Source organism: Dehalococcoidales bacterium (genome assembly GCA_041652735.1).
Lineage (GTDB): Bacteria > Chloroflexota > Dehalococcoidia > Dehalococcoidales > RBG-16-60-22 > RBG-13-51-18.
In genome coordinates this window covers 80,054-95,010 of the sequence record JBAZGT010000003.1, presented here as the reverse complement: position 1 = coordinate 95,010, position 14,957 = coordinate 80,054, and the positions used below count along the sequence as shown (strand labels likewise).

Genomic DNA, 14,957 nt, shown 5'->3' with positions numbered 1-14,957 from the left:
TAGTTAATATTTCAAGGAATAAAAAAAAGGCGGGGAGTCAAACTCACTCGCCTTTATAGTCCGATTTGTGGGTAAAACTCACCCACAAATTGATCATCTCACAGAGCGTAATTCTTGTCAAGTTTTCACGCAATGAGATAAATTGTTCGTAATAAATGTAGAATAGTTAGCTAGGTAATTGTCAAATCCTATTGACAAATATGTGAAACAGCTCTACACTTTTTGCATGAAGTCTTTATCACAAGATGAAAAACTAGAATTGATGGAGGAACGGAATCGGCTTGAGGAACGAATCAGGCAAATCTCTAGATTACTGGATGATTTGGATAAAGGAGCAGCAGAAAAAGTCTGCTTGGAGTGCATGAATACAGAGAATCTAGGCTATTTCCAACATCGCCTTACTACTGTATATAGAGCACAAAAGTTTCACCATCTGGACGGCGACGTATCCAATAAACAGCACGGGAACGTTGCGGTCGTGTGTCCACATTGCCGAGTTCACATCATGTTATCTAGGTGGGCACCGGAAGACATTATACGACTCAGAATGCAGGGAATGAACAATGCCAATGTTGGGAGGCTTCTGGGCATTTCCAGGGAAAGAGTACGGCAACTCTCTAGCCAATATGCACCAAAGCCACAAGAGCCGGAAGAGGTGGATGTAGACGAGATGGTTAGGGTAGTCCAGCTAAAGGATAAGCATCTGCGTCAGGTTGAAGCGTATAAGCACGAGGACGCGATGTTTGAAGCTGAAATGAGAGGACTTCCATACCCTCCTAATCCCCCTAAGATAAGACTCAGAGACAAACGAACGATTAGGAAACGTGTTCTCGCAGAAATCAAGAAGTTAGGGTTAAAGGCTAAGGAAAAGTAAGTTATTAATAAATTGAGGCCCATAAAGTAAAGATATAATAAATACCTCTTGTTTCTTTGGTTAGCAAATGGTTGGCAAAAAAGAAAAAGCCCCCGGATATTCTCCGAGGGCTTCATTGTTTGGCTTGGTAGAGCGGGGTTGGAAGGATTCCGGACTATTCTTAGAGAAGAAACAGCTTATACCCAGCCTACAACAGTTGCTCGTTTCGCAATCAGGCCAATATTCATAAATTTATTATATTGAGAGACACTCGTCAAATGCCGAATTAGCTCCGAAGGTTTGTTCTAACTCTGTAACGGCGGACTATCTCAATTGCTATGGTTGTGACTTTAATTGTATCTCTCCTCTCACTGGGAAGTTACTTGCCGTATGCTCCTTGGAATCGAGACGTTTATTACCCAAGGTAACTCGGTGATAGAAAAGGATACGATTCGATCGCCGGCTACAACGTTCTGGAAAAACACTATGATATCGGTGAAATGGAGCCCGCCAACATCATTATTGCAGCCCCGGAAGGGGTCGACCTGACTTCACCCCAGGCTCTGGCCGCTCTCTCTAAACTTAGTGGTGATTTAAGCCGGATTGACGGTGTTGTCAAGGTGAAAAGCATTATCAATCCGCAGGGAACTACCGGTGCTATGTACGAACTCACTGTCTCAGGGCAATTGACTACTCTGAGCGCCGCTCTGGATAGTTCCGGTGGAGATATAACCGCCCTTTTCAGCCCGGAAACCGCCGCCGGTTTCCAGCAGATTTCAGCATATCTTACTGAATTGAACGAGAATTTTACATGGGTAAAGGAGGATTCCGATTACCAGGGGGCGCTGGTTAGCCTCAATAATATGCAGACTGCGGTAGCCCAAATTAAAGCCGATGCCAGCGTGACCAACCAGTTGCAGTATTTGGTATCTCAATTGAGCCAGGTTACCGCCGCCTCAACTACCGCTTTTACGCCTGCCCAGGCCGGTCAATATCTTCAGTTAATCGCCGCTTATTTGAATGAACTAGGACAACAATACCCGGCAATTCAATCGGATAGTGATTACCTGACTGCCCTGGAGGTTTGCAACGACGGACTTACCTTATTGGAGCAAATATCCCAACTCCCGGAAGATCAACAAGTTGCAGCCGGCGCCCAATTGCAGTCCGGAATCCAGAATCTCACTACCAGTTTGACCGGTTTGGCCTCTACCTTCCAGAAACAGGATGCTTACCTGGTTTCCCAGGTCCTGGCGCAAGCTTCCGGAACAGACAGTGCCGCTACTGCCACGGCTTTACAAAGTAGCCTGGCCGGGTTAAAGACTCACCTGCAAGCTCTGAGTTCCCAATTTGCCTCCCGGGATAACCCGGTCTTCTTGTCGCCTACCCTGCTGAGTGCCTCTCCGTCATTCCAGGGTCTGGTCAATATGTTTGTGAGTGAAAGTCGCCAGTCCACTTTGCTGTACGTAGTGCTAGACTCGTTTTCGGCTTCCGATAGAGCTATCCAGACTATCGACTCTGTCCGTACCACGCTATCTTCCAGCGTCCAAGACACAATATTGTCTGGCAGTGAAATTGCCACAGGCGGCAGTTCGGCAACCTATACGGATATCAAACATATGGTAGATACCGATTTTAACCGGATCATAATCCTGGTGATTATTTTCACTTTCCTGATATTGGTATTCATTCTAAGAAGTTTGATAGCTCCCATGTATCTGCTGCTGGCGGTACTGCTAAGTTATGGTGCTACTATGGGACTTATGACTCTGATATTTCAAGTCTGGCTGGGACAAGAAGGCATATTTTTCTTGATACCAATAATAACCTTTGTTTTACTGATCGCCCTGGGTTCAGACTATAACATATTCTTGATGTCAAGGATCAGAGAAGAATCTGAGAAGAGGGGCACCCGCGATGGTGTCCGTGTAGCCGCGATTGCTACCGGAGCGGTGATTTTAGCCTGCGGCGTTGTCCTGGCTGGAACCTTTGCTGCGCTTAGCTCATCACCTATCCTCTTCATGGTGCAATTCGGTATCTCTGTAGCTATTGGCGTCCTTATCGATACCGCTATCATGCAGGTCTTCCTGTTACCGGCAATTGCTACAAAACTGGGTAAATGGAATTGGTGGCCGTCCAGGCGAGACTAATCATCGGAAATACAAAAATGACACACCTTACGGAAAAGCAGAAGTAAAGTTGATGACATGTTTACTCTAGGTGAAGTAGCTTTTATTCTGCTTATTGGAGCTGGTGCTGGAATATTCACTGGTACAGTGGGTGGTGGCATTGTTCAGGATAGGCGGACTGGCAGGAGGTACATCAAGCTACTTTAGGAGAACAACCAAGAATGAGCAGAACCATCCACTCTGTAACCTTGTTGTATCCTGCCACCCGTTCATTTATTGCTATTCGTTTGCCCAGGTAACCTGCATATTAGCCGCTAAGCTCTCCCAATGTTCCACCGATACTGGCAGCCAACGCCACCATCACGGGGTTCCACTGGGTTGCTGTCGCTATCAGGATTGGAGTGGCTACCGGAACCGGAATAAATATAGTGAGATTGCATATCAGTGTAGAGATAAAAACATTGAGATAAGCTAACCAGGCAAACTTGTCCAGCGGCAGATGAAGAAGTGCCACAGCTTCCTGAAGCAGCCACATTAACCCGAAACTAAGGCCAATCAGGACAACAAGGGATGCTGCTAACCGTAGCTATCGAACTTGATTCACTTTTTCATCTGGCGTACCGACAACTTGACAACCATTTAACGGTAGTATATCATATATTTTGGTTTCTTTGGAATATTATGATGGTATATGTTTCTTTTAACGCTGGAGTGTGTTGAGAAATGGGCGATAGTATTCTCAAGCTAAACTGTGAAGTAACCTGTGATACCGAGGGTGGAATTGAAATCCGTTTTAGGCACGGTGGAAGCCTTCCTCGCGGGTTTACGGAGCATCTTGCCCGTGCCGGAGAGGAAGTATTACTGGCGCTGGAGCAATTAGCTGGTCCGGGAACTGGGCAGACACAAGAGAAGGTAAGGACGAAAATCGATATAGAGGAAGCATGAAGCCGAAAGAAAGAGCGTCTAGTGCCAATACCGGAGCTCAAGATAAAGCCAGAAAAGCATATGAAGAGACCATTCTTCGGGCCTTCAGGGTAAACAAGGATACTAAAGAACAAGCGGACGTAGCCCATAAGAAGGCGATTGAACAAGCCGCCGATAAGCGAGCTAAGGAAGAAACCGATATAAAATACAAGGAAACATTAGAACAGGCAAGAAAAGTGCGTGACAAGGTTATGGATGAGGCTCAAAAGGCATTCAGTGACGCCATGGAATAGCCACCGCATTTCATTAATGAGGAGGTGCTATCAAGCGTGAATGAGATGATTTGGCGGATAAAAATAGATGGGAAAGACCATTTTGTTAGATATAAAGCCGGGATAGAAAGTGGTGAAGTCTTAGTTGATGGTAATATCGTTGACTCTAAAAGTTCGTCTAGTATGGGCGTGCTGGTAAAAAAGTCTTTTAAAATTGAGGGTAAACCTGCCAAAGTTCAGCGTCACAGCTTGTTAAGCGAAGACTGGGAGTTGGTCTGTAAGGGAAAGGCCTGTGCGCCGCCAGAACGAGCAATAACAGCAATTAAAACAGAGGAGGCCGGAAATGGCAAAAATGAAATTGGAGCAGGGACTGGAGTTTGAGCATGAGGATGGGGGGGAATATGTTCTCAGATTCAAGGCGCCACAGATAAAGCTTCCCTCCGACTTGACGGGAGGTCACCTGAAAGAAGCTAGAAAGGAAGTCCTTCTTGCCGTGCGAAGCCTTATTGACAAGGCGATCAATGTTGCGGAAGAAAAGGACAAGGGATAAGAACCGGTAGAGAGGAATTATTTTATTGCGAAGCTCATTTTCTGACAGGAAAGTCGGTCTGGCGCTTAGCAGCGGCGCTGCCCGCGGCTTGGCTCATATCGGCGTGCTGGAAATCCTGGAGAAAGAAGAAATCCCCATAAACATGATTGCCGGCACGAGCATGGGCGCCATTATCGGCGCCATGTACGCTCAGGGTAAGAATGCCGCCGAGATGAAGGAAGCAGTCCTGGACCTAGGATGGATGGAAATGGCCGGGATGGTTGCTCTCACATCACCTAAGGCCGGACTTCTCAGCGGGCGGAAAATAAAGGCCCGCTTAAAGGAAATAATCGGTGAGTTGGACTTTGCCGACCTGCGGATACCCTTTGCCTGCGTAGCCACGGATATCCTCTCCGGTGAAGAGGTGGTAATCAAGCATGGCCCGGTACTGGAAGCAGTCATCGCCAGCATGTCCCTGCCGGTTATTTTCAGAGCAGCCAAATGGCACGGCAGCTATCTGGTAGACGGCGGTATTGTAAACCCTGTGCCGGTTAGCGTGCTCAAGGGTATGGGCGCCGATTTCATTATAGCTTCAAATGTAGTTGTAAAGCCTGTCGATAGAGTCAAAAAGACTCAACCGGCAGCAGACATGCAGAAGCATAGCGGAAAGGTAAAAGAGCCTAATATCATCAATATCATGATGCAATTCGTTAATATTACTTCCTATCAGGCACTGAAACACGGTATCGCTGGAGCTGACGTAGTCATTAAACCCGGCGTAGCCGACATTGGCTTCAGTGATTTCAAGAGCGCCCGCGAGTGCATTTTCCAGGGGGAACTGGCCGCTAAGGCTTTTATGCCGGAGATAAAACAACTGCTGTCCGACTGATTTTCCGCTATACCGGATGTCCATTGTATAATGGGCATAGTTGAGCGGGGGGTGATTAAAATTATGGAACTTACGTTTAGACAGAAGGCTTTTCTCAGCAAACTTCTCGACGTTTATCGGGAGATGCAGGAACCTGTTCACTACAGCGTCATTGCCAAAAGATTAGGACTGAATAATTCCACTGCTTATGACATGCTGAGGCTCCTGGAGCAAAAAGGAATGATAATTTCAGAGTACGAGACCCCGAAGGAGACTGCCGGCCCCGGACGGTCGAATATCCGTTTCGTGCCGACTGCCGAAACCCTGGAGCTTTTCTCCCACCTGGCCGGTGACATCAGGGAACAAGATGAATGGGATGATGTCAAAGCCCGCATTCTGACGAACCTGAGCAGAGGAAAGGCTGGCGATTATCAGGACATCCTGAATGAATTACTGGCTAAAATGCCAGAACCGCGGTCATCGCTGGTGCAATGCGCCGAAGTTATGACGGCTCTATTGCTGAACCTCAGAGAAGCCAGGCAGGAGATCACTGAGCAAGGCTCGGTGGATAATATCTTGAAAGCACCGGCCAGCAAGCTGCGTATGAGTATACTTGCCGGGCTTATCCTGGGATTATCACAAGCTGACCACAGGGCACAGCAGTTGCTGGGTATTTATCAGGAATATGCCGAGAAATACGAGGCATCGTTACAGGATTTAAGCCGTGATAGTTTATTAAAGCTGCACCGGTTTACCCGTGACGTCTGGAATATTCTGAAAACAACAACACGTTAATTTTTTTACATTAATATTTTGGTTTCTTATGGATATTGATGGAAATGGGAGGTTGTATGAGTCGAGTCCTGCTATTTACAGGTAAGGGCGGTGTCGGTAAGACCACCGTAGCCGCTGCTACCGCCGTATGTGCGGCGAGACACGGATACAAGACGGTGATTATGAGCACGGATGCCGCTCATAGCCTGGGTGACAGCCTGGACCGCCAGCTCGGGCCGGAGCCACTTCAGATTTCTGCCAATCTGTGGGCACAGGAATCCGATGTCCTCTACAACATAGAAAAACACTGGGGCACGGTTAAAAGATATCTGACGGCGCTGATGGCCTGGCGTGGCGTTGATGAAATCGTGGCGGAGGAGATTGCCGTCCTGCCCGGGATAGAGGAACTGGCCGATCTTCTCTGGGTCTATAACTATGAGCGGCAGGGTGACTATGATGTCATCGTGGTTGACTGCGCTCCCACGGGTGAATCGCTCCGGCTGCTCACCTTTCCCGAAGTGATGCAGTGGTGGATTAACAAGCTATTGCCGGTGGGGCGCAAACTCATACCGGTGACCTCTCCCATAATCCATCGCTTTACCGATATGCCTTTGCCTGATCAGGATATCTTCACAACGATAGACGAGCTATTCAAACAGCTTCAAGGGTTACGCTCGCTTTTGACTAATCCAAAAGTTACGACGATACGTCTGGTCATGAACGCGGAGAAGATGGTAATTAAGGAGGCTCAACGCACCTACACCTATCTAAACCTGTACGGATACCCTACGGACGCCGTCATCTGTAACCGTCTTATCCCGCAGGATGCCGACGGCAGTTACTGGGAGAAATGGAAAGAATCTCAGGCTGAGTACCTGCGCTTCATCGAAGAGCGTTTCTCGCCGCTCCCTATCCTCAGGGTGCCACTTCTAAAAAACGAGGTGGTTGGCATAGAAGCGTTGGAGGAAATAGGCCGCCACCTGTACGGCGAAGACGACCCTACCCGCATTCTTTTTGAGGGAAAAACGATGAGCATCGACCGGGAAGATGGAGGCTATGTGCTTACCATGCCATTGCCTTTTGTGACCAAGGGGGATGTGTCCTTGATGAGAAACGGGGATGAGCTTGTCGCCACGATAGGCAGCCAGCGACACAGTATCCTTTTGCCACAAACCCTCCTGGCCTGTGAACTTAAGGGTGCGAAATTGGATGACGGACATCTTCGTATCAGGTTTGGAGAAGCTGTAAATAACCATTTACAAGGGGAGTAAGACTATGGGACTCTTCAGCCGCATGGCGCAGCAAGCGCTGCAGACTTTAAGCAAAGATGAACTTGAGCAGCTTATGAATAGTGCTATGGAACGGATGCTCAGCACTATGACTAAAGAGGAGAGGCTAAGTTTTATCCAAAATACGGTCGATAAGCAAATAGTAAATCTCTTGGCCGGCCTGGATGACGACGACAAAGTCAAATTGATGAATTCGCTTTTGCCCCAAATTCTGAAACAATTGCCAACGGATAGATTCAATATTTCATAATAAACATCAGAAAGACCAAGGATGAATATTATAGCAGCAAGTAGCAATATAGCCCTGAAAAGATTCAAGCTGGTTTCAAACATCTTTCACCCATGGGTAGTTCTGGTTCCGGTATTAGCTTCGGCGGCTTACCAGGCAACCGGCAACTCTCTTGAGTGTATTAAATGGACTCCGGCAGCCTATTTGCCGGCAGTTATGTTCCCGTTTCTTTACACTAAAGCCAGAGCTGTAATGTTATCCCGAGGCGGCATACCGCATAAGGTTTCCCGTTCCCTTGTGCGTAATGAACCGGAACAACTCTTAATCATGACGGGTCTTTTCGGTGTTCCATCAATCTTAATTCTTCACTTCTTCAATGGTCCTGACAATTTGTCGGCTATTATGCTGGGATGTACCGCGGTTATGTTAGTAATAGCCCTGGTAAACCTGAAATACCGGGCAAGCTTTCACCTGTCAATGGTTACCACTATGTTAACGGCGCTGTGGTTTCTCTTCGGTCCGGTTTACCTGACAACCTTCATCTTGCTGCCTGTTTTAGGATTTTCCCGGTACCAGCTTGGCGAACATACGCCGGCACAGATGGTTACCGGCTTTTTGATTGGGCTGGTGGTCAGCAGTTCGATTTTCTACAGATTAGGGCTCGGAGCGTGAGTAAGCTATCGTATTATTCAGGTTAAGCCAGATAAATATTTTAAAAGGAGTCTCGAATGGCATTAAAAGAATTTGCGGCGAAAAAGACGGCGGACATGATTTTACCCTGGGTAGTCGGCATGTCTGACAAGGACCTGGGGCGGTTGCTGTTGGTAGCAAGAAAGCTGGCACCTACTGACTATACCAGGTCGTTCCTGGATGCTCTGGACAGGATGCGCCGTGAGCAACACCCGACCATTGAAATGATAAGAAAGATGATCCGCCAGACCAGCCCGAATGTCAGGAAGAGGTTAATAAACAGCCTTTTGATTAAAGAACTCATGCAGGGTAACGTGATACGTGACCAACTTCGCGGTCAGGGACTGGCGGCCCCCCAGGTTTACCTTATCAGCCCTACCATGCGCTGCAATTTACACTGTCCCGGCTGTTATGCCGCTAACTACAGCCAGAAGGATGACCTGGAGATTGAGGTCATCGACCGGGTAATAACCGAGGGTAAGGAGATGGGGATGTTCTGGGTAACCATCCTCGGCGGCGAGCCGTTCGTTCACTGGCACATGTGGGAGATTTACCGGCGTCACCAGGATGTCCTTTTCCAGGTATTTACCAACGGCACCCTGGTAAACAAGGAAACGGCCCGCAAGCTGGCGGAAACGGGCAACGTGCTGGTTATTTTCAGCCTGGACGGATTCGAGGAGGAGACGGATGCCCGGCGGGGCAAGGGGGTTTTCCGGGGGGTAATGCAGGCGATGGATGACTTGAGGGAGGCGGGAGTTCCCTTTGGTTTTTCCTCGATGATTACCCGCCGGAATATGGAAACCATCATCAGTGACGAGTTCAACGATATGCTAGTGGAAAAGGGTTGCCTCATCGGCTGGCATTTCCTTTACATCCCCGTCGGCCTTAACCCCGATGTCAACTTGATGCCGACCGCCGAGCAGAGAGAACTCATGAGACAGCGCGGGGCGCAGCGTATTCGTAACGAGAAACCGATGTTTGTCGTTGACTTCTGGAACGATGCGCCTGTTGTCGGCGGCTGCATCGCCGGAGGCCGAAACTATTTTCATATCAATGCCAGCGGCGATGTCGAGCCATGCATTTTCGTTCATATGGCTGTGGACAATATCAAGCAAAAGAGCCTGAAGGAGGCCATCAATTCCCCATACTTCAAGGCTATCAGGTCCCGCCAGCCGTATGGTGAGAATCTGCTCCGTCCGTGCATGATTATCGACCATCCGCAAGTGCTCCGGGGCCTCTGCGCTGAATGTAAGCCTTATCCTACCGATGGTCCGGAATGCGGATTTATCACCTCACTTGCCGATGACCTGGATAAATACTCAAGTGATGCAGCCGGGGTACTGGACCCGGTCTGGGAGCGTGAATTCGCTGCTAAAAAGGTGGGTGAAAAGGAATCACTGAAAAGTTAAGGCAGGTCTCATTCTTCTTGAACAAGAGAGGGTGGAAATGGATTGTAATGAAATTGCAAGGGATAATTTGATTACCGGGATCCTCGTTGGTATCGCGGCAGGTTTAGCTGTCGGAGTTCTCTATGTAGCCACGCTGGAGAAGAAAACAAGGAGATTATTGGCAGGGAAAACAGCCATAGCAACGGAGACGGCGACCGAAGCTGTCAATAGGATGTGATTGATGGGGATACAACACAGGTCAGAGGTATACGGGAATGCCTTTTTGCATCTTCCCATCAGGCTGTCAGAGAGTAAGAAGTTTCTTCGTAATCTGATTAATGAAATCAGGTTTCTTTTGGTTAACTATGTATTCGGCCCGATTGTCGGAGTGCTTTTTTGTCTTCTCGAAGCTATCGGCAGGATAAGGTTTGTTCATTTCGAACGGTTCCCCATCTGGGAAGAAAAATTGATCATAGTGTCCAATCATCCTTCTCTCTTTGAGCCGGTACTTCTTCCTTTTATGGGGTTCCCATGGATGAATTTCCCCTGGGTATTTTCCTCGCAATGGGGCCGGTTGAAGTTCTCTCTCAGGTGGTTCAGCCGGATGCGAAAGGAATTTAACCTCCCGAAAAAGCTCATACCGGCCAACGTGCCTGATAGACAAAACTTCTTTGACTACGGATTCTGGAGACTATTTCAGGGAATCAATGTCCCTGTTGACAGGAACGGGAGACCGCAGGATAGAATCAGCTCCATTTCAGCACTCAAGAGCATTCTGGAAGATGGCGGCAGGGTTCTTATTTTCCCTGAAGGCGGCAGGACATTTAAAACCGTACAAAAGGGTAGGTTAAAAAGTGCCGGCGGCAGGGAGATAGGTAATCTGAAGCACGGAGCCGCCTGGCTGGCGATAAATACCGGTGCCAGAGTTTTACCGATCTGGATTGAGGGAACGGATAAGGTTCTACCGAACAACAGGTTCCCGCTGCCCAGGCTATGGCACCGGATCACCATTAAAATCGGTGAGCCTTTTTTGGTTAGCGAGAGTGGGCGGGAAGAAGCCACCTCGGAGATTACCCGGGCTCTCCTGGCGCTTGCGGATGAGGAGTAATATCACAATTCAAATGAGTAATAAACCAAGGAGGTCAAGGTGCTATCGCTTAGCAAGGTAATAGACTCGATTAATAGTGACTTATCTAAAGTAGAGGATAGCCTGAAATCGGTCGGGGAGGTTCAAGACAGCCATCTATCAGAATTGTTAGGCTATTCTCTAGGGATTGGTGGAAAACGAATTCGCCCCATCCTCACCTTATTATCAGGGAAATTTTATAGCAATGACCTCCGTTATTTAGTACCGATGGCAACATCGGTTGAGCTACTGCATACTGCGACTCTGGTTCATGATGATGTCATCGACAAATCGGCAGTCCGTCACGGCCGCCCAACTGTAAATGATATCTGGGGAGAAAACAAGGCGATTATCTTCGGAGATTATCTGTTCGCTAAGGCAGGAGAGCTTTGTGCAAGTACTGGGAATCTACGCGTGGTAAAGCTCTTTTCTCAAACACTGGGGATGATGTCTATCGGCGAGATGAATCAGGCTTTTGACACCTTCAATCTAAACCAAACTCGTGAGCAGTATTTGGACAGGATTTGTAAAAAAACCGCCTCTCTATTCGTTCTTGCGACAGAGTCTGGGGCTATCTTGAGCCAAGCTCCAGAACAGTCGATTAAAATTCTGAGAGAGTATGGCTATAACCTGGGTATGGCTTTCCAAATTGTGGACGACCTCCTGGATTTTCTTAGTACTGAAGATAAACTGGGCAAACCGGTAGGCTCAGACTTGGCACAGGGGACTCTTACCCTACCGGTAATACTTATTCTTGAATATCACCCTGAAGATAGTCTGATACAGAAGTATTTTGAGAACCGAGGTGATCTGGAAACGAAGGAGCGAGTTTTGGAGTCAATCCGCGTTTCCCCGATTATTCAAGAATGTTACGACATTGCTGCGAGTTATTGTACCAAAGCGTGCCGGAATCTTGGTCTATTACCAAACAGTGTAAGTTGCCAGGCACTCACAGACATTGCGGATTATATAGTCAAGCGTAAGAACTAGTTTTAGTGAATCGGAATCAGTCCAAAATATACTCCCATATAGAAAGAGGTGACAAAATGACAGAGATAGAGAAAGCAGCGGAACTACATAAACGATATGGCCCGTTAAGTTATCCTGTAAATGTCAAAGAATGCTGATAGTGGACGATACTGAGGCCGTCAGATGTGTCCTGCAGGATACGTTCCGAGTTGAAGCAGGATTTGATGTGGAAACTGCCGACAGTGGGGCAATGGCACTGGATTTGCCAATAAACACTAATTAAACTTATGCTGCAAGGGGAAGTAAATAAGCATATACACATCTTAGCCAAGCCGATTTCAAGGATTTTAAACCCATTTTCTCTCAGTATAATGGCTCTGCTACTCGTCAGCTATACTGGGACAAAAGACCCGCGTGAATTTGGGACCTGGACCTCATACCACAGAATGCTCCCGAAACTACTTTCCGTATTAACCGGATAGGTGACCGGTAGGGTCCATGGGAATTTGTAATACAACTTGAGTAGGCTTTCTGCGTTATACTGTTGAGGAGTTATTAACAATTTTAAAATGAGGTTTTGAGGGGGACACTTGAAAAAAATATTTTTGCCCTTGATAGCTCTTATCGTAGGCTTCGGACTGGCTTTCTTAGCCGCGGGAATCCATAGCCTCTTTTTTGTGCTTCTCCCTATCCTAGCCTTTGCCCTGGGCTATTTCTCATCATGGCGCTGGGGGCTTCTCTGCGGCTTCCTGCTTTTTGCCGGATATACATTTGCCATATCGATAATCTGGTATGGTTTTAGCAGCCCCAATCTCCTTTATCCCACACCCTATATCGGCGCGTTCATCGCCGGGGGCTTCGGCATTTTGTTGATCGGCGCTCTCGCTCCGTTGGTCAGAAAGGGTGTCAAAAGATTCAGTTCAATCGCAACGCTCGTTATTCTGATAGCAATGACTGGCTGGTGCGGTTATACCGCCATGCCCCACTACGGCTATTATTATCAGGTCGTTATTCACTCCCAGGAAAATCTCGAAAATATTGAGGTATACCTTCCGGTCGGAACTATCTCCGGCGAGCCATACGAGGAGCTTTACCGCCAGGTATATAGCATGCCGGGCCATCTGACTGAAGATTTTACCCAGGAAATCGTGACCACGGAATACGGCCAGATGCTCAAGCTTACGATCCCTCACCTCGAAGCAACTGGTGTTCCTATGCCCAAATATGAAGCCAATATTATCTTCTGGGAGAAAGGCGCACCTCATAAACTGATACAGCTTATGCCGAAAACCGGCGTCGAGGCACTCAATACTGTCACGTCACGGGATATGAGAGGACCGGTGAAGAGCAGCGAGGATATAATCGTGGAGAGATTCAATTTGCCGGTAAAAGTAATATCGGATACCCCGGCGCAGGTGACGCTTTCACTGGAAAACCGCACCGACCGCAGTCAATGGGTCAATTTCACTTACAGCAAGTCATATCCTTATAACGAACGCGGTAAATACGAACTGCAAACCGGCAACGAATGGGTATTTCTAGCTATGGAATCCACAGTTTTCATGGATATCAGAGGCATCAGCGATTAAGCATTCAAAGGAGAACTAAAATGAGCAGGAAGGTAATCCTTTATATTCTGCTGGCCTTGGGAATCGTAATTATCGGAGGCGGGGACTGGTTGTTGTATGACTCCACAACCGGAGACAACCCTGAAGGGAATCCGGTCACCATAAACATTCCTCAAGGCAATCCAGTCATCTACGAGCAGTCCCTCTATACCATGAGGGGAGAGAATTATGAACTCTATATATACGACAACGGTAGCATTCTCTATATCGAGGAAAAAGGATTGCGGTTTCCATCGCCGGAGCACCCGGCTACCCGGACCTGGAGCACAGGGAATTTTACGGTAGAACAGGTAAATAACCTCTTGGCCTACTTCGAGAACAGCGGGCTGGGCAAGCTGGATGAATACTATAGTTTTCCGGGAAAACCGAATGATAACGGCCCAGATGGCAGCTTCACAACGAGCGATATGAGTTTCACTATTATCGTTAATAGCGATAATCTAAACAAGAAGGTAACGGCTTTCGGCTACCTGAGCCCGGACAAAGACGAGACCTACCCGGATATGCCGTCCCCGCTTGATGATATATACGGGAGGCTCAGGACTATTGCGATGATCACGGAGAAAATCGCCAGCGAAAATATTGAATAAGGTGACCTACCATGAGTAAAAAGAGAATATTGGGCATAGTGACATTCATTGTCCTTATTGTTTCGTCTTTACTGCTGCTGACCGGATGCCCGCAACATGTAGATTCGTTGTACGGACTCAAGGTAACCGACGATGGCACCGGCGGTGCGATGGTTGTCTGGGAGGAAGTACAGCGTCCGCCCGAGGCAAAGCCAGGCGAGGCCGTCTCCACCGGGCATATCTTTACCCAGAAGATAAATAGTGAAGGCGAACTGGAATGGGGAGACGGCGTGCTTGTCTATACCACCCCAGAAAATACCTATCCGGATTCGCCGCAAATCATCAGCGATAGTTCCGGAGGGGCTATCGTTGTTTGGCAGCAGATTTTCAGCGGGCAAATCTAAGGCGGCTCGCCGGAAGCAGAGATGATGGATATCTTCGTGCAAAAGCTGGATGCCGGCGGCAATATACTCTGGCAGGCGAATGGCTTACCCCTGGAAATAAATAAAAATGCCGGAAACGCCTTCCCTATAGAACCGATTTCTGTAAGTGACGGTTCGGGCGGGGCTATTATTGTATAGAATAAGCGAGGGCTGGTGAGGGCATAGCGGTGAGTCGGCAGGCAAAAAGAAAGCCCGCCGTGTTTCAGGCAGGCTTCTTAAGTTCTTTGGTAGCGGGGGTTGGATTTGAACCAACGACCTCCGGCCCGGAGGCTCGGCT

At 48.0% G+C, this 14,957-nt stretch carries 18 protein-coding genes; all 18 read left to right on the top strand.

Annotation, left to right across the window (positions count from 1 at the left end; all coding sequences use genetic code 11):
* Positions 1–556: 556 nt before the first annotated feature.
* The 18 genes from WC370_01995 to WC370_01910 all read left to right on the top strand — a co-directional run bounded on the left by WC370_01995 (position 557) and on the right by WC370_01910 (position 14,818).
* Entirely contained in the window at positions 557–874 is a 318-nt protein-coding gene (locus tag WC370_01995; GenBank protein ID MFA5308241.1) for a hypothetical protein, read from the top strand.
* A 479-nt stretch (positions 875–1,353) separates the two neighbouring features.
* The gene (locus WC370_01990) at positions 1,354–3,003 is read left to right on the top strand and encodes an MMPL family transporter (protein MFA5308240.1); all 1,650 of its coding nucleotides are present in this window, start codon (positions 1,354–1,356) and stop codon (positions 3,001–3,003) included.
* Positions 3,004–3,923: 920 nt separating this feature from the next.
* On the top strand, positions 3,924–4,199 hold the full coding sequence (locus WC370_01985) for a hypothetical protein (protein MFA5308239.1): 276 nt from the start codon (positions 3,924–3,926) through the stop codon (positions 4,197–4,199).
* Between the two features lie 36 nt (positions 4,200–4,235).
* Entirely contained in the window at positions 4,236–4,559 is a 324-nt protein-coding gene (locus tag WC370_01980) for a hypothetical protein (protein ID MFA5308238.1), read from the top strand.
* Entirely contained in the window at positions 4,522–4,728 is a 207-nt protein-coding gene (locus tag WC370_01975) for a hypothetical protein (protein MFA5308237.1), read from the top strand. Before WC370_01980 ends, WC370_01975 begins: the two co-directional genes overlap by 38 nt.
* Positions 4,729–4,753: 25 nt before the next feature.
* Positions 4,754–5,596 carry a patatin-like phospholipase family protein gene (locus tag WC370_01970; GenBank protein MFA5308236.1) on the top strand — a complete coding sequence of 281 codons (843 nt, stop codon included), beginning with the start codon at positions 4,754–4,756 and terminating at the stop codon, positions 5,594–5,596.
* Positions 5,597–5,626: 30 nt separating this feature from the next.
* Entirely contained in the window at positions 5,627–6,370 is a 744-nt protein-coding gene (locus tag WC370_01965) for a hypothetical protein (protein MFA5308235.1), read from the top strand.
* Between the two features lie 56 nt (positions 6,371–6,426).
* On the top strand, positions 6,427–7,620 hold the full coding sequence (locus WC370_01960; GenBank protein MFA5308234.1) for an ArsA family ATPase: 1,194 nt from the start codon (positions 6,427–6,429) through the stop codon (positions 7,618–7,620).
* A 4-nt stretch (positions 7,621–7,624) separates the two neighbouring features.
* Entirely contained in the window at positions 7,625–7,888 is a 264-nt protein-coding gene (locus WC370_01955) for a hypothetical protein (GenBank protein ID MFA5308233.1), read from the top strand.
* Positions 7,889–7,909: 21 nt separating this feature from the next.
* Positions 7,910–8,539 carry a hypothetical protein gene (locus WC370_01950; protein MFA5308232.1) on the top strand — a complete coding sequence of 210 codons (630 nt, stop codon included), beginning with the start codon at positions 7,910–7,912 and terminating at the stop codon, positions 8,537–8,539.
* Positions 8,540–8,595: 56 nt separating this feature from the next.
* On the top strand, positions 8,596–9,966 hold the full coding sequence (locus WC370_01945; protein MFA5308231.1) for a radical SAM protein: 1,371 nt from the start codon (positions 8,596–8,598) through the stop codon (positions 9,964–9,966).
* A 37-nt stretch (positions 9,967–10,003) separates the two neighbouring features.
* Complete coding sequence (locus WC370_01940) at positions 10,004–10,183, top strand: hypothetical protein (protein MFA5308230.1); 180 nt, start codon at positions 10,004–10,006, stop codon at positions 10,181–10,183.
* Between the two features lie 3 nt (positions 10,184–10,186).
* Entirely contained in the window at positions 10,187–11,053 is an 867-nt protein-coding gene (locus WC370_01935) for a lysophospholipid acyltransferase family protein (protein ID MFA5308229.1), read from the top strand.
* A 39-nt stretch (positions 11,054–11,092) separates the two neighbouring features.
* On the top strand, positions 11,093–12,061 hold the full coding sequence (locus WC370_01930; GenBank protein MFA5308228.1) for a polyprenyl synthetase family protein: 969 nt from the start codon (positions 11,093–11,095) through the stop codon (positions 12,059–12,061).
* 569 nt (positions 12,062–12,630) lie between these two features.
* Positions 12,631–13,629 carry a hypothetical protein gene (locus tag WC370_01925; GenBank protein MFA5308227.1) on the top strand — a complete coding sequence of 333 codons (999 nt, stop codon included), beginning with the start codon at positions 12,631–12,633 and terminating at the stop codon, positions 13,627–13,629.
* A 20-nt stretch (positions 13,630–13,649) separates the two neighbouring features.
* Positions 13,650–14,258: a hypothetical protein gene (locus tag WC370_01920; GenBank protein ID MFA5308226.1), complete on the top strand. Its 609-nt coding sequence runs from the start codon at positions 13,650–13,652 to the stop codon at positions 14,256–14,258.
* An 11-nt stretch (positions 14,259–14,269) separates the two neighbouring features.
* Positions 14,270–14,641 carry a hypothetical protein gene (locus WC370_01915; protein ID MFA5308225.1) on the top strand — a complete coding sequence of 124 codons (372 nt, stop codon included), beginning with the start codon at positions 14,270–14,272 and terminating at the stop codon, positions 14,639–14,641.
* Positions 14,642–14,662: 21 nt separating this feature from the next.
* Positions 14,663–14,818 (top strand): hypothetical protein, encoded by a 156-nt coding sequence (locus WC370_01910; protein MFA5308224.1) that lies wholly within the window; start codon positions 14,663–14,665, stop codon positions 14,816–14,818.
* The last annotated feature ends 139 nt before the right edge of the window (positions 14,819–14,957 follow it).